General features: G+C 69.7%; 17 protein-coding genes. 11 read left to right on the top strand and 6 right to left on the bottom strand.

Features of this window, described 5'->3' with window-relative positions; translation table 11 throughout:
• Nucleotides 1–3 precede the first annotated feature (3 nt).
• Genes nuoN through EZ216_RS06710 form a run of 4 tightly spaced genes read left to right on the top strand, consistent with a single transcriptional unit; the run spans nt 4 to nt 2831 of the window.
• Complete coding sequence (nuoN, locus tag EZ216_RS06725; protein WP_135248918.1) at nt 4–1491, top strand: NADH-quinone oxidoreductase subunit NuoN; 1488 nt, start codon at nt 4–6, stop codon at nt 1489–1491.
• Between the two features lie 7 nt (nt 1492–1498).
• Nucleotides 1499–1807, top strand: a complete 309-nt coding sequence (locus EZ216_RS06720) for a DUF2818 family protein (protein ID WP_135248917.1) — start codon at nt 1499–1501, stop codon at nt 1805–1807.
• Entirely contained in the window at nt 1800–2378 is a 579-nt protein-coding gene (locus EZ216_RS06715) for an NUDIX domain-containing protein (RefSeq protein ID WP_135248916.1), read from the top strand. Before EZ216_RS06720 ends, EZ216_RS06715 begins: the two co-directional genes overlap by 8 nt.
• Before the next feature lie 9 nt (nt 2379–2387).
• A complete protein-coding gene (locus EZ216_RS06710; protein ID WP_135248915.1) occupies nt 2388–2831 on the top strand; it encodes a DUF1178 family protein in 444 nt (147 codons plus the stop codon).
• 131 nt (nt 2832–2962) lie between these two features.
• Here EZ216_RS06710 and EZ216_RS21970 read toward each other — a convergent pair whose 3' ends face one another.
• Both EZ216_RS21970 and EZ216_RS06700 read right to left on the bottom strand, forming a co-directional pair.
• Nucleotides 2963–3073 carry an FCSD flavin-binding domain-containing protein gene (locus EZ216_RS21970; RefSeq protein WP_275405136.1) on the bottom strand — a complete coding sequence of 37 codons (111 nt, stop codon included), beginning with the start codon at nt 3071–3073 and terminating at the stop codon, nt 2963–2965.
• A 272-nt stretch (nt 3074–3345) separates the two neighbouring features.
• Nucleotides 3346–5121 carry an ABC transporter transmembrane domain-containing protein gene (locus tag EZ216_RS06700; protein ID WP_135248914.1) on the bottom strand — a complete coding sequence of 592 codons (1776 nt, stop codon included), beginning with the start codon at nt 5119–5121 and terminating at the stop codon, nt 3346–3348.
• Between the two features lie 93 nt (nt 5122–5214).
• Here EZ216_RS06700 and EZ216_RS06695 point away from each other — a divergent pair, with 93 nt between their 5' ends.
• The 6 genes from EZ216_RS06695 to EZ216_RS06670 all read left to right on the top strand — a co-directional run bounded on the left by EZ216_RS06695 (nt 5215) and on the right by EZ216_RS06670 (nt 11917).
• The gene (locus EZ216_RS06695) at nt 5215–5757 is read left to right on the top strand and encodes a MarR family winged helix-turn-helix transcriptional regulator (protein WP_135248913.1); all 543 of its coding nucleotides are present in this window, start codon (nt 5215–5217) and stop codon (nt 5755–5757) included.
• On the top strand, nt 5744–7195 hold the full coding sequence (locus tag EZ216_RS06690) for an efflux transporter outer membrane subunit (protein WP_135248912.1): 1452 nt from the start codon (nt 5744–5746) through the stop codon (nt 7193–7195). Before EZ216_RS06695 ends, EZ216_RS06690 begins: the two co-directional genes overlap by 14 nt.
• Before the next feature lie 13 nt (nt 7196–7208).
• Nucleotides 7209–8507, top strand: coding sequence for an HlyD family secretion protein (locus EZ216_RS06685; RefSeq protein WP_135248911.1), 1299 nt, complete (start codon nt 7209–7211; stop codon nt 8505–8507).
• Nucleotides 8507–10066, top strand: coding sequence for a DHA2 family efflux MFS transporter permease subunit (locus EZ216_RS06680; RefSeq protein WP_135248910.1), 1560 nt, complete (start codon nt 8507–8509; stop codon nt 10064–10066). The genes EZ216_RS06685 and EZ216_RS06680 overlap by 1 nt, the downstream gene beginning before the upstream one ends.
• Before the next feature lie 83 nt (nt 10067–10149).
• Complete coding sequence (locus EZ216_RS06675; protein ID WP_135248909.1) at nt 10150–10701, top strand: hypothetical protein; 552 nt, start codon at nt 10150–10152, stop codon at nt 10699–10701.
• A gap of 58 nt (nt 10702–10759) precedes the next feature.
• Entirely contained in the window at nt 10760–11917 is a 1158-nt protein-coding gene (locus tag EZ216_RS06670; protein ID WP_167772839.1) for an aromatic ring-hydroxylating oxygenase subunit alpha, read from the top strand.
• A 133-nt stretch (nt 11918–12050) separates the two neighbouring features.
• Here EZ216_RS06670 and EZ216_RS06665 read toward each other — a convergent pair whose 3' ends face one another.
• On the bottom strand, nt 12051–13106 hold the full coding sequence (locus EZ216_RS06665) for a lipocalin-like domain-containing protein (protein ID WP_135248907.1): 1056 nt from the start codon (nt 13104–13106) through the stop codon (nt 12051–12053).
• Nucleotides 13107–13194: 88 nt separating this feature from the next.
• Between EZ216_RS06665 and EZ216_RS06660 the strand changes: the two genes are divergently transcribed.
• On the top strand, nt 13195–13794 hold the full coding sequence (locus EZ216_RS06660; RefSeq protein WP_135248906.1) for a TetR/AcrR family transcriptional regulator: 600 nt from the start codon (nt 13195–13197) through the stop codon (nt 13792–13794).
• Here the strand turns inward: EZ216_RS06660 and EZ216_RS06655 are convergent.
• The 3 genes from EZ216_RS06655 to EZ216_RS06645 are packed head-to-tail and all read right to left on the bottom strand — an operon-like array spanning nt 13791 to nt 18249.
• A complete protein-coding gene (locus tag EZ216_RS06655; RefSeq protein WP_135248905.1) occupies nt 13791–15296 on the bottom strand; it encodes a class I adenylate-forming enzyme family protein in 1506 nt (501 codons plus the stop codon). The two genes, EZ216_RS06660 and EZ216_RS06655, sit on opposite strands and share 4 nt — an antisense overlap.
• Nucleotides 15293–16255 (bottom strand): hydroxymethylglutaryl-CoA lyase, encoded by a 963-nt coding sequence (locus tag EZ216_RS06650; protein ID WP_135248904.1) that lies wholly within the window; start codon nt 16253–16255, stop codon nt 15293–15295. Before EZ216_RS06650 ends, EZ216_RS06655 begins: the two co-directional genes overlap by 4 nt.
• Before the next feature lie 11 nt (nt 16256–16266).
• Entirely contained in the window at nt 16267–18249 is a 1983-nt protein-coding gene (locus EZ216_RS06645) for an acetyl/propionyl/methylcrotonyl-CoA carboxylase subunit alpha (RefSeq protein ID WP_135248903.1), read from the bottom strand.
• Nucleotides 18250–18251 lie beyond the last annotated feature (2 nt).

Raw genomic sequence — 18251 nt, 5'->3', positions numbered from 1 at the left:
GCCATGGTCGATACCCTGAGCCTGCTCGTCGTTTCGCCCGAGATCCTGCTGCTGGTGATGGCCTGCGTCATCGCCCTGGTGGACCTGGGCGTCACCTCCCGCCTGCGCGGCCTGACCTACTGGCTGACGCTGGCCACCCTGGCCGCCGTCGCCGTCCTCACCGCCGACGCCGCCATCGCCGGCGGCACCTTCTACGCGTTCGGCAAGATGGTCGTCGCCGACCCGATGGCCAACTGGCTGAAGTGCTTCTCGGCCATCGCGCTGATGGTCACGCTGGTGTACGGCCGCCCGTACGCGGCCGACCGCGACATGCTGCGCGGCGGCGAGATGTTCACGCTGGCGCTGTTCGCCCTGCTGGGCATGTTCGTGATGATCTCGGGCAGCAACTTCCTGCTGATCTACCTGGGCCTGGAGCTGATGACGCTGTGCAGCTACGCCCTGGTGGCGCTGCGCCGCGATCACGAAGTGGCCACCGAGGCGGCGATGAAGTACTTCGTGCTCGGCGCCATGGCCAGCGGCTTCCTGCTGTACGGCATCTCCATGCTCTACGGCGCCACCGGCTCGCTGGACATCAACGAGGTGTTCCGCGCCATCGGCAGCGGCCACATCAACCACCAGGTGCTGGTGTTCGGCCTGGTGTTCATCGTCGCCGGCCTGGCGTTCAAGCTGGGCGCCGCGCCGTTCCACATGTGGATCCCGGACGTGTACCAGGGCGCGCCCACCGCCATCACGCTGATGATCGGCTCGGCGCCGGAACTGGCCGCCTTCGGCATCGCCATCCGCCTGCTGGTGGAAGGCATGATCCCGCTGGCGCCCGACTGGCAGCAGATGCTGGTGCTGCTGGCGGTGGCTTCGCTGCTGGTGGGCAACCTGGCCGCCATCGCGCAGAGCAACCTCAAGCGGATGCTGGCCTACTCCACCATCGCGCAGATGGGCTTCGTGGTGCTGGGCCTGACGGCGGGTGTCATCGGCGGTGATACCCACAACGCGCAGTACGCGTACAGCGCGTCGATGTTCTACATCGTGACCTACGTGCTCACCACGCTGGGCTCGTTCGGCATCATCCTGCTGCTGGCGCGCGAAGGCTTCGAAAGCGACGAGATCGCCGACCTGGCCGGCCTCAACCAGCGCAGCCCGCTGTACGCCGGCATCATGGCCGTGTGCATGTTCTCGCTGGCCGGCGTGCCGCCGCTGGTGGGCTTCTACGGCAAGCTGGTCGTGCTGCAGGCTCTGGTGGCTTCGGGCCAGCCGCTGTACATCAGCCTGGCCGTGTTCGCGGTCGTGATGTCGCTGGTCGGCGCCTTCTACTACCTGCGCGTGGTGAAGGTGATGTACTTCGACTCGCCCATCACCGCCACCACCGTCTCAGCGCCTGCCGACGTGCGCGCGGTGCTGTCGATCAACGGCGCGCTGGTGCTGGTGCTCGGCATCCTGCCCGGCGGCCTGATGGCCCTGTGCGCCGACGCCATCGTCAAGACGCTGGCGACGTAGCCCTCCCGTGTCCCAGACAGCTTCCGTCTGGCTGGTGATCGTGGCGGGCTTCGTCGCGGCCAACCTGCCATTCGTGCTCGACCGCCTCGTCATGGCGGTCTACCCGCTCAAGACGTCCAAGCCGCTGCCCGTGCGGCTGGCAGAGCTGGTGGCGTGGTACTTCCTCGTGGGCGCGCTGGGCCTGGCGCTGGAGCACCGCGCCAGCCAGATCGCGCCGCAGGGCTGGGAGTTCTACGCCGTCACCGGCGCGCTGTTCCTCACGTTCGCCTTCCCCGGCTTCGTCTGGCGTTACCTGTTCAAGCGCCGCCGTGGCTGACGGCAAGCATCCTCACCTGGTCGAGAAGACCGAGAAGCGCGAAGAGCTGCTGCGCGGCAACTTCTTGCACGTGGTGCGTGACCACGTGCGCCTGCCCGACGGTGGCGAGGCGACGCGCGAGTTCGTGCTGCATCCCGGCGCGGTGATGGTGGTGCCCCTGCTCGACGACGGCCGTGTGGTGCTGGAAAAGCAGTACCGCCACCCGGTCGGGCGGGTGATGATCGAATTTCCCGCCGGCAAGATCGACCCGGGCGAGGACCACCTCGCGTGCGCGAAGCGCGAGCTGCTGGAAGAAACCGGCTACAGCGCTCGTGAGTGGGCCTGTGCCGGCGAGCTGCACCCCGTCATTTCCTACGCCACCGAATTCATCGGCATCTGGTTCGCGCGCGGCCTGACGCCGGGCGAGCGGCGGCTGGACCATGGCGAATTCCTGGACGTCTTCACGGCGACGCCGCAAGAGCTGTCCGAGTGGTGCCGCACGGGCGAGGTCACCGACGCCAAGACGCTGGTCGCGGCGCTGTGGCTGCAGAACGTCCTTTCCGGCGCTTGGAAATTGGACTGGCGCTCATAATTTGTTCCCATGAAGGTCCTGAACCTCCAGTGCTCCCACCAGCACGTGTTCGAAGGCTGGTTCGGCTCCGAGGATGAATTCCAGGGGCAGCTTCAGCGCGGCCTGGTGGAGTGCCCGATGTGCGGCGACACCGGCGTCGCCAAGCTGCCTTCCGCGCCCCGCCTGAACCTTGGTGCCCAACCCGCATCGCCGCAAGCCAAGCAGGAAGTCGCCGCGATGCCCAACGCCGACATGCAGGCCGCATGGCTGAAGATGGTGCGGCACGTCATGGCCAACACCGAAGACGTCGGCCAGCGCTTCGCCGAGGAGGCGCGGCGCATCCACTACGGCGAAACCGAGGAGCGCGGCATTCGCGGCCAGGCATCGCGCGAGGAGACCGAGGCGCTGCTGGAAGAAGGCATCGGTGTGCTGCCTCTGCCCGTGCCGAAGGCGCTCAAGGGGCCGGTGCAGTAAAGGCGGACTGCCTTACGCAGAGGTCGCAGAGATTGCGCCGAGGACGCTGAGAAGATCCCTGTGAGATTTCCTTGTGATCTCTGCGACCTCTGCGTAAGGGAGTCCGCTTTCCGTCCCTCTTGCCGGAAATCTCAGGCGAGGGTGTCGGCCCACAGGTTGCGGGCCCAGTCCCAGGCGTAGGTGCCTTCCAGTTCGCTCGCGGCGGGCGACAGGCCGCTGGTGCCGTGCACGACCCCTGCCAAGTCTTCTCGGCGTACTCGTGGACACTGGCGACGTGCGCCGCGCGCCTGTCGTCGACGAAGCTGTAGCAAGTGCTGGCCAGCATGGGCGCGGCGGGCACTTCCTGCCCGAGCAGGTGCGCGACGATGGCGGCCGCGAAGGCGAGGCGGCGAGCCAGGGGTGGACAATGGGGCGCATGGGTGGGGCCGGCGGCGCACTATAGGCCGCGGCATCGGTGGTGCAACCGGCCTCATGCGGCCCGCGACGGCGGGCGTGGGTTGTTCGCGGTCCTGCCTCAATCCAGCAGCTGCAGCGCCGCCAGGCGGGCGTACACGCCGCCCGCGGCCACCAGCTGCTCGTGGCGGCCCTGTTCCACGATGCGGCCGTGGTCCAGCACCACGATGCGGTCGGCCTGCTGCACCGTCGCCAGCCGGTGCGCGATGACCAGCGTCGTGCGGTGCTGCATCGCGGCCGCCAGCGCCAGTTGCACGGCGCGTTCGCTTTCGGCGTCGAGCGCGCTGGTGGCTTCGTCCAGCAGCAAAAGCGGCGGGTTCTTCAGGATGGCGCGCGCGATGGCGATGCGCTGGCGCTGGCCGCCGGACAGGCGCACGCCGCGTTCGCCCAGGAAGGTGCCGTAGCCTTCGGGCAGGGCGCTGATGAACTCATGCGCGTGCGCGGCTCGCGCGGCGGCCACCACCTCGTCGTCGCTGGCGCCGGGACGCCCGTAGCGGATGTTCTCCATCGCGCTGGCGGAGAACACCACGGGTTCCTGCGCCACCAGCCCGATGCGCGATCGCAGGTCGTGCAGCGACAGCTGCCGCACCGGCACGCCATCCAGGCGCACTTCGCCCGCTTGCGGGTCGTAGAAGCGCAGCAGCAGCGAGAACACGGTGCTCTTGCCCGCGCCGCTGGGGCCGACCAGCGCCACCGTTTCGCCTGGCGACACCGATAACCCGATGTCCTGCAACGCCGCGGTGGCCGGGCGCGACGGGTAGTGGAATCGCACCGCGCGCAGTTCCACCGAGCTGCCGCCGCTGGCGGCCGGCGCCGGCATCGGTTGCTCCGGCGAGGCCACGGGGGATCGGCTCGCCAGCAGTTCCATCAGCCTTTCCGTTGCGCCCGCCGCCCTCAGCAAATCGCCATACACCTCACCCAGCACCGCCACCGCGCCCGCGAAGATGGCGACGTACAGCGCCGCCTGCCCCAGCTGGCCCGCGGTGAGGTTGCCGGCCATCACCGCCTGCGCGCCGCGGTACAGGCCCCACAGCATGAGCGCCGCGTTGGCGATGATGACGAAGGCCACCAGCACGGCACGGGCGCGTGTGCGGCGCACACCGGTGTTGAACGCGTTGTCGGTGGCGTCGGCGAACCGCTTCGCCTCGCGCGCCTCGCCGGTGTAGCTCTGCACCACGGGCACGGCGTTCAGCACCTCCGCCGCGATGGCGCTGGAATCGGCCACGCGGTCCTGGCTGGCGCGCGACAGCTTGCGAACGCGGCGGCCGAAGGCCATCGCCGGCAGCACCACCAGCAGCACCGCCGTGAACACCAGCGACATCACGTACGGATGCGTCCACACCAGCATGCCCAGCGCGCCCAGGCCCATCACCACGTTGCGCAGGCCCAGCGAGAAGGACGAGCCCACCACCGTCTGCACGAGCGTGGTGTCCGTGGTCAGGCGCGACAGCACCTCGCCGGTCTGGGTCGTCTCGAAGAACTCCGGGCTCTGTTCGATGACGTGGGCGTACACGGCGCTGCGAAGGTCGGCGGTGACGCGTTCGCCCAGCCAGCTGACCTGGTAGAAGCGCGCCGCCGAAAAGATGCCCAGCGCGACGGCCACGCCGAACAGCTCCAGGAAATGGCCGCGCAACGCCATCAGGCGCTCGCCTTGCCCTGAAGGGGCGAGCCCCTGGTCGATGAGCCCTCGCAACGCGATCGGGAACACCAACGTGGCGGCGGAGGCCAGCACCAGCAGCGCGAAGGCCAGCGCGATGCGGCCGCGGTAGGGCCGCAGGAAAGGAAGCAGGCCCGACAGTGAGCGGGGCGTGCCGGTCGCGGACGGTCGGTCGGTCATCGGGGCAGTTTACTGAGCCTTTGCCCGGTCAAAGACAGCCGCGTCAAAGACAGCCTTGACAATGATTGCATAGGCAATTATTATCCCGGACCCATGGAAACGAGCATCCCGACCAAGCCCGCCGCGCGCCGCCCAGGCCGCCGCGCGGACGCGAGCTTCTATACCCCCCAGGCCTACCGTCCGGAAGACAGCGTGGCCTACCTGATGAAGCGGCTGCTCAACAGCTTCGCCACGCAGGTGGAGCACGAACTGGAACCGCGCGGCCTGACCAATGCGCAGTGGGTGCCGCTCTACAAGCTCTTCGTCGGCCACGGCACGACGGCGGCCGAGCTGGCGCGCGAATGCCAGCTGGACGCGGGCGCGATGACGCGCACGCTCGACCGGCTGGAAGCCAAGGGGCTGGTGCGCCGCGCCCGTTCCTCCGAAGACCGCCGCGTGGTGAAGCTGGAGCTCACCCCCGAAGGCGACGCGGCCGCCGGCCGCATCCCCGAAGTGCTCAGCAAGGTGCTCAACGCGCACCTGCGAGGCTTCAGCCGCGAAGAGTGGCTGACGCTCAAGGGCATGCTGGGCCGGATGCTGGACAACGGCGCCGAGCTGCAACTCGAACAAGACCAGGGAACGAATGAAGAAAACTGAAACCCGCGTGACCGCCCTGGTGGCGGCCCTGCTGCTGGCCGGCTGCGCCAGCTATTCCGGCATCGAGCCGCAATCCACCGCGCGCAGCGCCGAGTCCATCGGCCTGCCGCAACAGCAGGCGCAGACCGCCCCGCCCGTGATCGCCATCGCGCCCGACTGGTGGAAGCAGTTCAACGACCCGCAGCTGAACGCGCTGGTCGACCGCGCCGTGCAGGGCAGCCCGTCGCTGAAGGTGGCGCAGGCGCGCCTGTCCAAGGCCAACTCGGTGATGGAAGTGGCCCGCTCCGCCACGCTGCCGCAGGCCCAGGGCTCGCTGGAGATCCAGCGCCAGCGCTTCAACGAGAACGGCCTGTACCCGCCGCCGCTGGCCGGCTCCGTCCAGGACACCGGCACGCTCCAGGTGGGCGCCAGCTGGGAGATCGATTTCTTCGGCAAGTACCGCCAGGCGCTGGAAGCCGCGCTGGGGGCTTCGCGCGCCGCGCAGGCCGACGTGGACGCCGCCCGCACGCTGCTCGCGGCCCAGGTCGCGCGCGGCTGGTTCCAGCTCGCGCGCCTGAACGACCAGCTGGCGGTGGCCCAGCGCACGCTGGCGCAGCGCGAGGAATCGCACCGCCTGGTGGCCGACCGAGTGCAGGCCGGCCTGGACACCACGCTGGAGCTGCGCCAGAGCGAAGGCTCGCTGCCCGACTCGCGCCAGCAGATCGAGGCGCTGCAGGAACAGGTGCAGCTGCAACGCAACGCGCTGGCCGCGCTGGTGGGCCAGCCCGACCTGAAGATCGAGCCGCGTTCGCTGGCCGGCCTGCAGGCGCTGGCGGTGCCCGACGCGATTCCCGCCGACCTGCTGGCCCGCCGCCCCGACGTCACGGCCGCGCGCTGGCGCATCGAAGCCGCCACGCACGACGTGGCGAGCGCGAAGGCGCAGTTCTATCCCAACGTCAACCTCAGCGCCTTCATCGGCCTCTCCAGCATCGGCCTGGGCAACCTGCTGGATTCCGGCAGCCTCACCTGGGGCGCCGGCCCCGCCATCCACCTGCCGATCTTCGACGCCGGCCGCTTGCGCGCCAACCTGCGCGGCAAGACCGCCGACCTGGACCTGGCGGTGGAAAGCTACAACGGCGCCATCCTCGACGCGGTGCGCGACGTGGCCGACCAGCTGGCTTCCGCGCGCTCCATCACGCGCCAGCAGGCCGAGCAGCGGCAGGCGCAGCAGGCCGCCGAAGGCGCCTACCAGATCGCGGTGCAGCGCTACCAGGCGGGCCTGGGCACGTACCTGAACGTGCTGACGGCCGAAACCTCGGTGCTGCAGCAGCGCCGGCTGGCCGTGGACCTGTCGGCCCGCGCCCTCGACACCCAGGTGCAGCTGATGCGCGCGTTGGGCGGCGGCTTCCAGGCCGACCCCGAATCGCAGCGGCTGGCCTCCCAAACCCCGAATCACTGAAGAAGAAACCGTCATGAGCGAAGCAGAGAACACCAACCCCAACGCCGTGGCCGCGCGCCAGGGCAAGCGCCGCAAGGGCCTGCTGGCCCTGGCGTCCGTCGTGGTCGTCGCCGGCCTCGGCTGGGGCGCGTACGAGTGGCTGGTGGCCAGCCACTACGAGTCCACCGACAACGCCTACGTGCAGGGCAACGTGGTGCAGATCACGCCGCAGATCGGCGGCACGGTGCTGGCCATCTACGCCGACGACACCGACTTCGTGAAGGCCGGCCAGCCGCTGGTGAAGCTGGACCCCGCCGACGTGCAGGTCGGGCTGCAGCAGGCCGAAGCCAACCTGGCGCAGACCGTGCGCCAGGTGCGCACGCTGTTCGCCAACAACGGCTCGCTGGCGGCGCAGATCGACCTGCGCCAGGCCGATGTCGTCAAGGCGCAAGCCGAACTCAAGCGGGCCGAAGACGACCTGGCCCGCCGCCAGTCGCTGTCCGGCAACGGCGCCGTTTCCAAGGAAGAGCTGAACCACGCGCAGACGCAGGCGGCGAACGCGCGCAGCGCCGTCGCCGCCGCCCAGGCCGCCGTGGCTTCCGCGAAGGAGCAGCTCGCCAGCAACCAGGCGCAGACCGAAGGCACCACGGTGGAACAGCATCCCAGCGTGCAGGCCGCCGCCGCCAAGGTGCGCGAAGCCTGGCTGGCCACGCAGCGTGCCGCACTGCCGGCGCCGGTGGACGGCTACGTGGCCAAGCGCACCGTGCAACTCGGCCAGCGCGTGGCCGCCGGCGCGCCGCTGATGTCGGTGGTGCCGCTGCAGCAGGTGTGGGTCGACGCCAACTTCAAGGAAGTGCAGCTGCGCAAGATCCGCATCGGCCAGCCGGTGAAGCTGACGGCCGACGTGTACGGCAAGCACGTGGAGTACGAAGGCAAGGTGGCCGGCCTGGGCGTGGGCACGGGCGCCGCGTTCTCGCTGCTGCCGGCGCAGAACGCCACCGGCAACTGGATCAAGGTCGTGCAGCGCGTGCCCGTGCGCGTGGCGCTGAACCCCGAGCAGGTGGCCAAGAACCCGCTGCGCGTGGGCCTGTCGATGGACGCCGAAGTCGACGTTCACCAGCAGGACGGCAAGACGCTGGCCGACGCGCCGCGTGACGCCGCCGTCGCGCAGACGCCGGTGTTCAACACCCAGGACGCCGCCGCCGATGCCGAGGTGCGCCGCATCATCGTCGCCAACCTGGGCCGCGGCTCCAACACCGCCGTGTCCGGCGCCGCGCCCGTGGCGCGAGCCGCCCATGTGGCGAGCAAGGCCGCCAGCGCCGGAGCCGACTGATGGCGGGTCCCTCCGGGCACGTCGCCCATCCGCCGCTCGAGGGGGCCGCGCGCACCTGGGGCACGATCGCGCTGTCCGCCGCCACGTTCATGAACGTGCTGGACACCTCGATCGCCAACGTGTCGCTGCCGGCCATCGCCGGCGACCTGGGCGTCAGCCCCAACCAGGGCACCTGGGTCATCACCAGCTTCGCGGTGGCCAACGCCATCGCGGTGCCGCTGACGGGCTGGCTGTCGCAGCGCTTCGGCCAGGTGCGCCTGTTCATCGCCAGCGTGCTGATGTTCGTGGCCGCGTCGTGGTTGTGCGGCCTGGCCATCAACATGCCGATGCTGATCGCCTTCCGCGCGCTGCAGGGCTTCGTGGCGGGTCCGATGATTCCGCTGTCGCAGACGCTGCTGCTCGCCAGCTACCCGCGCGCGATGGCCGGCCTGGCGATGGCGATGTGGGCCATGACCACGCTCATCGCGCCCGTGATGGGGCCGCTGCTGGGCGGCTGGATCACCGACAACATCAGCTGGCCGTGGATCTTCTTCATCAACATCCCGGTCGGCCTGCTGGCCGCTTCGGCGGCGTGGGGCATCTACCACAAGCGCGAAAGCGTGGTGCACAAGCTGCCCATCGACGGCGTGGGGCTGGGGCTGCTGGTCACCTGGATCGCGGCGCTGCAGATGATGCTGGACCTGGGCAAGGAGAACGACTGGTTCCACTCGCCGCTGATCGTCACGCTGGCGATCGTGGCCGTGGTCGGGTTCGCGTTCTTCCTGGTGTGGGAGCTCACGGATGAGCACCCGGTGGTGGACCTGCGCCTGTTCGCGCGGCGCAACTTCTGGTCCGGCACGCTGGCCGTCTCGGTCGCCTACGGGCTGTTCTTCGGCAATGTGGTGCTGCTGCCCCTGTGGCTGCAGCAGTTCATGGGCTACACCGCGACGGATGCCGGCATGGTGATGGCGCCGGTGGGCCTGCTGGCCATGGTGCTGTCGCCGGTGGTCGGCCGGACGGTGGCCAAGGTGGACCCGCGCAAGTACGTCACCTTCGCGTTCATCGTGTTCGCGCTGGTGCTGTGGATGCGCTCGCACTTCAACACCTCGGCCGATTTCCGCACCATCCTGATCCCCACGGTCGTGCAGGGCGTGGCGATGGCGTTCTTCTTCATCCCGCTGTCGACCATCACGCTGTCCGGATTGGGGCCTGAACGCATGGCCGCGGCGTCCGGCCTCACCAATTTCGTGCGCATCACCGCCGGCGCGGTGGGCACCTCGCTGTTCACCACTTTGTGGGAGAACCGTGCGGCGCTTCACCATGCGCAGCTGGCCGAAGCGGTGAACCCGGGCAGCCCGGCGACGCAGTCGGCCATCGCGGGTCTCTCGGCCAGCGGGCTGGCGCCGGATCAGGTCATGGCGCAGATCAACCGGCTGGCCGACCAGCAGTCGTTCACCATGGCCGCCACCGACCTGTTCTGGCTTTCCGCGGCCCTGTTCTTGCTTCTGATCCCGCTCGTCTGGCTTAGCCGCCCGCAGCGGATGGGTGCGGGGGCGGCCGATGCGGCGGGGGCGCACTGAGGTTGTGACAGAGGTCTTTACAAAAACGACGTGCTGCGTTGACGGTGGCGTGGAAAACTAGCGCCAGATCACGGGAGATCGCCATGCGGAAGATCTGGACTCCGGTGTTGGGATGGGTGGCTGCGGTGGGCGCGGCCGTGGGGTTGTCCCTGTACGCACCGCACGAAGCCGGCGTGCTGGGCAAGGTGCCCACCGTTTCCGCCAAACGCCTGGACCAGACGCAGATGGTGCTGCCGCAGCAGCTGCCTTCGGGCCGCACGCTGGCCCTGGTGGTCTTCAACCGCAGCCAGCGCGAGGAAGTCCAGAGCTGGATCGACGGCCTGGGGCTGCAGCGCGATTCCTCCATCGTCTGGGTGAAGCTGCCCGTGATGAACGATCCCGGCGACGACAAGGAGCGCCGCGGCATCGAACAGCGCCTGCTGGAGCGCCACCCCGACCAGGTGGACCGCGCCCGCCTGGTGCCTCTCTTCACCGACCGCGAAGCCTTCGTCCGCGCCGCGGGCCTGACCAACACCGACCACGCTTCGGTGCTGGTGATCGACCGCGACGGCAATGTGCTGGCGCGCGCCGAAGGCCCCTTCGACCAGAAGAAGGGCCAGGCGTTGCGCGAGACCATCCTCGCCCAGAACTACTGATCACCTCTGCACTACAGTGAGGCGTCGCGGCGGCCTTTCGCCGCCGCGGCGACCGCACATGCAGGCAGACCTCGAACGCGCGCTGATCCGGCGCGCCCTCGCGCTCATCGACAGCGGCGGCACCGAAGCCGGTGAGCCCGCGCGCAGCCCCGTCGAGCGCTACCTGGACCCGGACCGCCACCGGCGCGAGGTCGAGCGCATCTTCCGCCGCTACCCGCTGGCGGTGTGCCCCTCCGGCGCGTTGACGCAGGCAGGCGACACGCACGCGCTGGACGTGGCCGGCATGCCGCTACTGCTGGCGCGCGGTGAAGACGGCGAGGTGCGTGCCTTCCTCAATGCCTGCCGCCACCGCGGCGCGCGCCTGCAGGCGCCCGGCGCCGGGCAGCAGCGCACCTTCGTCTGCCCGTACCACAGCTGGAGCTACCGCCTGGACGGCACGCTGCGCGGCCGGCCGCATGCGAACGGCTTCCCGCATGCGCCCGCGCACGAATGCTCGCTGGTGCGCGTGCCCGCGAGCGAGGCGCTGGGGTTGATCTGGGTGATCCCGCGCGGGGTGGAAGAGGGCGAATCGCCCGAACTTGACCTGAGCCGCTGGCTGGGTGCGTTCGCGAACGATCTTCGCGGCTGGGGCTACGACCGCTGGTTGCCCTTCCACCGCCGCGAGTTCGCCAACGCCGCCAACTGGAAGATCCCGTTCGAAGGCAACCTGGAAACCTACCACTTCCAGTACGCGCACCGCGATTCCATCGCCGGCCTGTTCCACGACAACCTGCTGATCGCCGACCAGGACGGCCTGCATCACCGCCTGGTGCTGCCCAAGCGCAGCATGGCGTCGCTGCGCGAGCTGCCCGAATCCGAATGGCGCATCGGGCCGCACGCCAACATCATCTACTGCTTCTTTCCCGCCACGCTCATCCTGCACGAAGGCGACCACGCGAACGCGTTCACCGTCTTGCCGGAAGCGGTGGACCGCTCGCGCGTGCTGGGCACCACGCTGATCCCCGAGCTGCCTGCGACGGAGAAGTCGCGCGGCTACTGGGAGAAGAACGTGGCTTCGTTCTGGGGCGCGTTGGACGAGGATTTCGCGCTGGGTGTGTCGCAGCAGTCGACGATGGCCAGCGGCGCGAACCGCGAGTTGCTGTTCGGGCGGACCGAGTGGTGCTCGGCGAAGTTCCACGAGGATGTGGAGAGGTTGATCGGCGTGGGGCTCGGCTAAGCGCTCGACTGCCGCGCGGCGCGCCAGGCGGTGCCCGGCCTGGCGCGTGGAATCAGCGTGCGGGTTCCAAATGGCGTCATTCCCGCGAAGGCGGAATCCATGGCTTGCAGTTTCCGCAGGGTGGACGCGGGACCTAGAGCCTCAGTGGGTTTGCGTACCCCGTCATCTCCAGGTAGCCGCGCCCCACGCGCTTGCCGTTGCTGTCCAGCAGGTCGGACAGTCCTTCCCAATAAATGGCGCCGGTGGACCCGCGGCTGTCCAGTTCCTGCGCATCGACGACGGCGCGCACCGTGTAGAAATCCGCCGGCGTCTGCACGATCCATTCGACAGGGTAGGTCGCACGCGACGAGGGACTGGTCCAGCGCCGCTGCACGCTGAAGCGGTTCTCGCCGTGGCTGGCGATGTAGGTGGTGCCGTTGGCCGTGCGGAACGACCCGCCGTCCCACAGCGCGCTGCCGTCTTGGCGCCGCAGCTGGAATGCCGTCAGCGCGCTGCCGTCGTCGAGGTTCATGCCGATCCAGTCCCAGCCCACCGCGTCGGGGTGCAGCAGCGCTTCGCTCCATTCGTGGTCCAGCCACGCCTTGCCGCGCACGTCGAACCGCTTGCCCTGCAGCGTGATCGCGCCGGCGGCCGCCAGCTGCGGCACGCTGTAGTAGTAGCTGGCCTGTTCGGGATCGGGGCCCTTGCGCGACAGGCCTTGCGTGCCTTGCAGCAGCGGCGGCTGCGTGGGCGTGAAGCGCAGGTCCAGCGTGAACTCGCCCGCCGGCAGGCGCGCGGCGTAGCTGCCGTCGGCGGCGCGTACCAAGGTCCAGTCGCGCAGGCGCAGGTCGGTGTCCTTCTCGGAAACGCGCGCGATGTCGAAGCCTTCACGCGCCATTCGCTGGTCGTGCCACAGGCGCTTGCCTTCGACGTCCGTGACCGCGGCATGCGCGAACACCAGTTGCCTGGCGGCGAATTTCGACGACATCGATTGCGCCGCATCCACCCGCGACCGGAAGAAGGTGAGCTGAAAGCCGAACTCGCGCCCGCCGGCCTGGCCGTATCCGGTGACGTACCACCACTCGGTGCGCAAGTCCGGATGAGCGCCGTAGTCGCGCGGAAAGACGAGGGGGCGGGGCGCCAGCGCGGCGCGCAGTCCCGGGGACAGCGTGGCGAGCAGGGGGGCAGCGAGGAAGGGCCGGCGGCGCATGGGAATGCGGATCGTACGGGGTCGCCGAAACGGACGGGCGTCCGCCCTGCCTATGATCGGCGTTTTCGAAAGACTGAAGGGCCAACACATGGGACGTCCCGCGGGCGTCAGCGGCGCCGAGACCATGCGCGCGGTGCGCAAGGCGGCCATCGAGCGCATCTGGCGCCACGGCTTCGAGGCGATGAACCTGCGCGACCTGGCCGCCGACGTGAACCTGCGGCTGGGCTCGCTCTACAACCACGTGCCGCAGAAGCAGGAATTCCTGGGCAACCTGCTCGAGGACATCATGCTGGAGCTGCTGCAGGACTTCGCGCTGCGCATGGAAGGGCTGGAAGAGCCGATGGCGCGCCTGTCGGCCTTCGTGCGCTTCCACATCGAGTGGCACACGGCGCGCAAGCAGGAAACCTTCATCGGCAACATGGAGCTGCGCAGCCTGACCGCCGAGCAGCACGGCCGCATCATCGGCCTGCGCAAGGACTACGAGGCGCAGGTGCGCGCCATCGTCGCCGATGGGCAGAAGGCCGGGCTGTGGCAGGTGGACGACCTGCGCGTGACCACGCTCGCGCTGCTGTCGCTGCTGACGGGCATCAGCGACTGGTACCGCGAGGACGGCCGCCTGGGGCAGGAGAGGCTGATCCGCATCTACCAGCGGCTGGCGGTGCGGCTGCTGGGCGCGAAGTCTTCCTAGAGCCGCTTTTCCAGCTCGTGCCGCAGGATCTTGCCCGTGCTGTTGCGCGGCAGGTCTTTCGCGGCGATGACACGGAACTCGCGCGGCAGCTTGTAGCTGGCCAGCCGCTCGCGGCAGAACGCCAGCATCGCATCCGCATCGAGCGCCGTGCCGTCGCGCATCACGATGAAAGCGACCGGGATTTCGCCCCAGCGCGCGTCGGCGCGCCTGACGATGGCGGCGTCGTGCACCGAAGGGTGCGACAGCAGCACGCGCTCGATCTCGGCGGGGTAGATGTTCTCGCCGCCGGACTTGATCAGGTACTTCAGCCGGTCCACGAAATCCAGCCGGCCGTCGGGGCGGCGCACGAACACGTCGCCCATGTGGAACCAGCCGCCGCGGAAGGCCTGCGCGTTGGCGGCGTCGTTGCCCCAGTAGCCGGAGAACAGCGTGGGCCCGCGCATGGCCATCTCGCCGGGCCGGCCGTCTTCCACCTCGCGGTCCTGGTCGTCGACCAGCTTGAGCAGGCACCACGAGGATTGGCGCTTGGACATCGAGGTGGGCCGCTCGCCGGCGGGCAGCAGCGAACCGGACGCAGGCGGCAAACCGGTCTCCGTCGAACCGAACGTGTTGAGGTAGGGCGCCTTCACCAGGCCTGACAACCGCGCGATCTCCGTCGGCGGGACCAGGTCGGCCATCGCGCCCACCATGCGCACCCGTTGCAGCGGGCCGCCGGCGTTCTCCAGGGCATGCGCCAGCGTGTCCACCATGCCGGGCATGGCGAGCAGCCAGCCGACCGGCCGGCGCCGCAGCGTCTCGCAGATGCGCGGCAGGTCCAGGCCGTCGCACACCACGACCTCGCCGCCGAGCAGCAACGTCGCCAGTGAATGGTCGGTGGCGGCCATGTGGAACAGCGGCGACCAGGCGATGAATGCGTCTTCGCCGCCGATGCCGTAGTCGGCGGCGAACACCATGGCGCGCGCCAGCATCGCGCGCTGGCTGACCAGCGCGCCTTTCGGCAATCCGGTCGTGCCGCTGGTGTAGAGGATGACGAGGCCGTCTTCCGGCTGCACCTTCGCATCGGGCTCGATGGGCGCGGCGGCATCGCGCCAGCCGTCGAAGTCCGCGCCGAAGGTTCGCACGTTCGGCAGCTGCATTTCGAGCGCCGCCAGCGCGGCCGCGTACCTGGGCGAGACGAAGCAGGCGCTGGGCGACACCAGCTGGATGCAGTGCCGCTGCTCCTGCGCCGACAGCCGCCAGTTCAGGCAGGCGACGATCAGCCCCAGCCATGCGGCGGCGAGTTCCAGTTCGACGTATTCCAGCCGGTTCTCGGACCAGGCGGCGATGCGGTCGCCACGTTTCAATCCCATGGCCCGCAACGCACCGGCCAGGCGCGACACGCGGTGCGCCAGCTGCGAGTAGGTCAGCGTCTCCTGCGGCCCGCGCAAGGCGACGGCTTCGGGCTGGCCGCGCGCGCGCTGAAGGAAGACTTCGGGCAGCGTCAGCGCGCCGCCCACGTTCATGCCGTCACCCCTTCGCGCACGGTGAGTGGCAGTCCACTGTGCATCAGCTTGCCTTCCAGGCGGCGGCCGATGATGCGTTCGGCCAGGCGCGCGGCGTCCAGCAATTTCGGCAGGTCCAGGCCTGTTTCGATGCCCAGCTGTTCGCACAGGAACACCAGGTCCTCGGTGCAGATGTTGCCCGCGGCGCCGCCGTGCTCGCTGCCGCAGAACGGGCAGCCGCCCAGCCCCGCGACCGATGCATCGAACAGATCCACGCCCATCTCCAGCGCCGCGAACGCGTTGGCCATGCCCAGCCCGCGCGTGTCGTGCAGGTGCAGCCCGATGCGCGCATGCGGCAGGATCTCGCGCGCCAAGTCGATGCGGCGGCGCACCGACCGCGGGTTGGCGTGTCCCACCGTGTCGGCCAGGTACAGCGCCGGCAGCCTGAAGCTTTCCTCGCGCTGCAATGCGGCGATGAAGCGCAGCGCTTCGGCGAGCCGCTCCTCGCTGATCTCGCCTTCGTAGTTGCAGCCGAACGCCGTCATCACATAAGCCGATTCGATCTGCAGCCCATGCTCGCGGTAGCGGCGCACCCAGCCACGCTGCGATTCCGCCAGTTCGCGCATGCCTTTGCCGTTGTTCTGGCGGCTGAACGCATCCGATGCATAGAAGAACAGCGTGCCGGTCAGGTCCACCGGCGCGGTGGCGCTGGCGCGCTCGAAGCCCTGCTCGTTCAGCCACAGGCCGGTGTAGCGCACGCCGGGCCGCTTGCGGATGGCCGCGAACAGCTCCGCGGCGTCGGCCATCTGAGGCACGCGCTTCGGATTGACGAAGGATGCGACCTGGATGTGGCGCAGCCCGGCGTCTGCCAGCGCTTCGACCAGCGACGCGCGGTCGGCGATGGAGAAGCCGGGGCGCTCGATCTGGAACCCCTCGCGGGGGCCTTCCTCGTGGATCTCGACGCGGGCGGGCAGGGCCATGGCGCTCTCCTTCAGGTGACGGCTTCGATGCGGAACAGGTCCTGGTGGCGTTCGACTTTGGAGCGGGCCTCGCAGCCCACCCAGGCGACCACCCCCGCCACCGGCGCGGTGATGGCCATCTCCATCTTCATCGATTCCAGCGTCGCCAGGCGGTCGCCGGCGGCAACTTGCTGGCCGGGCGTGACTTCCACACCCGTCATGATGCCCATCATGGGCGCCCGTACGGCGCCCTGGCCCTTGGCGGCGCCCCCGGACAGCGCGTCGTGCAGCGGGCGAAACTCCAGCGTGAGGTCATGGCCACCGATGGCGGCATGGAAACCGGCGCCATCGCCACCGCAGCGCAGCGTCCTGGCGACGCCGTCCACCACTACCGGCGGTGCACCCGCTTCGCGGGGAGCGATGCGGAAGATGTCGTCGTCCACGCGGACGAGCAGCTGGTCGCCGTCCCGGCCGAAGCCGACCTGCCAGTGGGCGGTCGCGCTGCCGACTTGCCACGACGCGGTGACCGCCGGCTCCGCAGCACGCTTCAGGTGCCATCCCGTCAACGCGCTGTCTGCCCAGGCGCCCTTCACGGCGCCCGCCTGCTGCGCCCGCCGCCGATCCAGCCACGCGGCCGCGCAGGCGGCCACCTGTTCACGCGTGACTTCCGCCGGTGGATGCGCCGCCAGCCACTGGTCGAGGAATTCGGTGTTGATGGCGTTGCGCTGCACCTGCGGGTCGGCCAGCAGCTCGACCAGGAACTCGCGGTTGCTTTGCACGCCGAGCACGGTGGTCTCCGCCAGCGCGCCGGCGAGCCGCGACAGCGCTTCTTGGCGGGTGGGCGCCTGCGCGATGAGCTTGGCGACCATGGGGTCGTAGTGCGGCGTGATCTCGCTGCCGGAAGCGACACCGGCATCGACGCGCACGTTGCTGGGCGCGCGGAACACCGACAGCCGTCCCGTGGACGGCAGGAAGCCGCGCGCGGGGTCTTCCGCGTACAGCCGCGCCTGCACGGCCACGCCCTCGGGCGCCGGCGCGTCTTCCTGCGTGAAGGGCAGGGCGCCTCGCGCGACGGTTTCGATCTGCAGCGCGACGAGGTCGAGCCCCAGCACCGCTTCGGTCACCGGATGCTCCACCTGAAGGCGCGGATTCACTTCCAGGAAGACGGCGCCGTCGGGCGTGACCGCGAACTCCACCGTGCCCAAGCCCAGGTAACGCGCTTCGCGGCCGATGGCGACCGCGTGCTTCCACAGTTCCTCGCGCACGCGCTGCGGCAGGCTGAGCACCGGGGCTTCCTCCACCACCTTCTGGTGCCGCCGCTGCAGGCTGCATTCGCGGTCGAACAGGTGCAGCACGCCGCCCTGGCCGTCGCCCAGGATCTGCACCTCGATGTGCCGGGCCTGAGGCAGGTAGCGTTCGGCGATCAGGCGGCCGTCGCCGAAGGAAGAACGTCCTTCGCGGATGGCGGCTTCGACGGCTGCGCGCGTCTCGCCGCGCTGGCGCACCACGCGCATGCCCTTGCCACCACCGCCGGCCGCGGCCTTCAGGATGAAGGGCAGCGGCATGTTGTCGGTCGCGGCGAGCAACGCGTCCACGTCCTCGGTGGGTTCGGGTAGTCCCCCGGCGGTGGGGACGCCGAGCGATTGCGCCAGCTTCTTCGCCGCGGCCTTGTCGCCGAACAGCTCCAGCGCCTGTGGCGCCGGGCCGATGAAGGTGATGCCCGCTTCCGCGCAGGCGCGCGCGAACGCCGCGTTCTCCGACAGGAAGCCGAAGCCCGGATGGACGGCATCGGCGCCCACGCGCCTGGCCGCGGCGATCACCTTGTCGATGTCGAGGTAGCTTTCCCGCGCGGGCGCGGGTCCCAGCAACACGGATTCGCCGATCTCGCGCACGTGCAGCGCGCCGGCGTCGGCTTCCGAGTGCACGGTGGCGGCGGCGATGCGCATGCGGCCCAGGGTGCGGGCGATGCGGCAGGCGATCTCGCCGCGGTTGGCGATCAGGACTTTCTTGAACATCG

The sequence above is a fragment of the Ramlibacter humi genome (assembly GCF_004681975.1).
Lineage (GTDB): Bacteria > Pseudomonadota > Gammaproteobacteria > Burkholderiales > Burkholderiaceae_C > Ramlibacter > Ramlibacter humi.
The sequence above is the reverse complement of the archived record's forward strand: the minus strand, read 5'-3'. Positions and strand labels throughout refer to the sequence as shown.

Excerpts from the sequence above, each read along its gene's own strand:
- EZ216_RS06675 (WP_135248909.1), top strand. The coding sequence starts at position 10,150 with ATGCGGAAGATCTGGACTCCGGTGTTGGGATGGGTGGCTGCGGTGGGC.
- EZ216_RS06680 (WP_135248910.1), top strand. The coding sequence starts at position 8,507 with ATGGCGGGTCCCTCCGGGCACGTCGCCCATCCGCCGCTCGAGGGGGCC.
- EZ216_RS06655 (WP_135248905.1), bottom strand. The coding sequence starts at position 15,296 with ATGAACGTGGGCGGCGCGCTGACGCTGCCCGAAGTCTTCCTTCAGCGC.
- EZ216_RS06645 (WP_135248903.1), bottom strand. The coding sequence starts at position 18,249 with ATGTTCAAGAAAGTCCTGATCGCCAACCGCGGCGAGATCGCCTGCCGC.
- EZ216_RS06690 (WP_135248912.1), top strand. The coding sequence starts at position 5,744 with ATGAAGAAAACTGAAACCCGCGTGACCGCCCTGGTGGCGGCCCTGCTG.
- EZ216_RS06695 (WP_135248913.1), top strand. The coding sequence starts at position 5,215 with ATGGAAACGAGCATCCCGACCAAGCCCGCCGCGCGCCGCCCAGGCCGC.
- EZ216_RS06670 (WP_167772839.1), top strand. The coding sequence starts at position 10,760 with ATGCAGGCAGACCTCGAACGCGCGCTGATCCGGCGCGCCCTCGCGCTC.
- nuoN (WP_135248918.1), top strand. The coding sequence starts at position 4 with ATGGTCGATACCCTGAGCCTGCTCGTCGTTTCGCCCGAGATCCTGCTG.
- EZ216_RS06665 (WP_135248907.1), bottom strand. The coding sequence starts at position 13,106 with ATGCGCCGCCGGCCCTTCCTCGCTGCCCCCCTGCTCGCCACGCTGTCC.
- EZ216_RS06660 (WP_135248906.1), top strand. The coding sequence starts at position 13,195 with ATGGGACGTCCCGCGGGCGTCAGCGGCGCCGAGACCATGCGCGCGGTG.
- EZ216_RS06700 (WP_135248914.1), bottom strand. The coding sequence starts at position 5,121 with ATGACCGACCGACCGTCCGCGACCGGCACGCCCCGCTCACTGTCGGGC.
- EZ216_RS06650 (WP_135248904.1), bottom strand. The coding sequence starts at position 16,255 with ATGGCCCTGCCCGCCCGCGTCGAGATCCACGAGGAAGGCCCCCGCGAG.
- EZ216_RS06710 (WP_135248915.1), top strand. The coding sequence starts at position 2,388 with ATGAAGGTCCTGAACCTCCAGTGCTCCCACCAGCACGTGTTCGAAGGC.
- EZ216_RS06685 (WP_135248911.1), top strand. The coding sequence starts at position 7,209 with ATGAGCGAAGCAGAGAACACCAACCCCAACGCCGTGGCCGCGCGCCAG.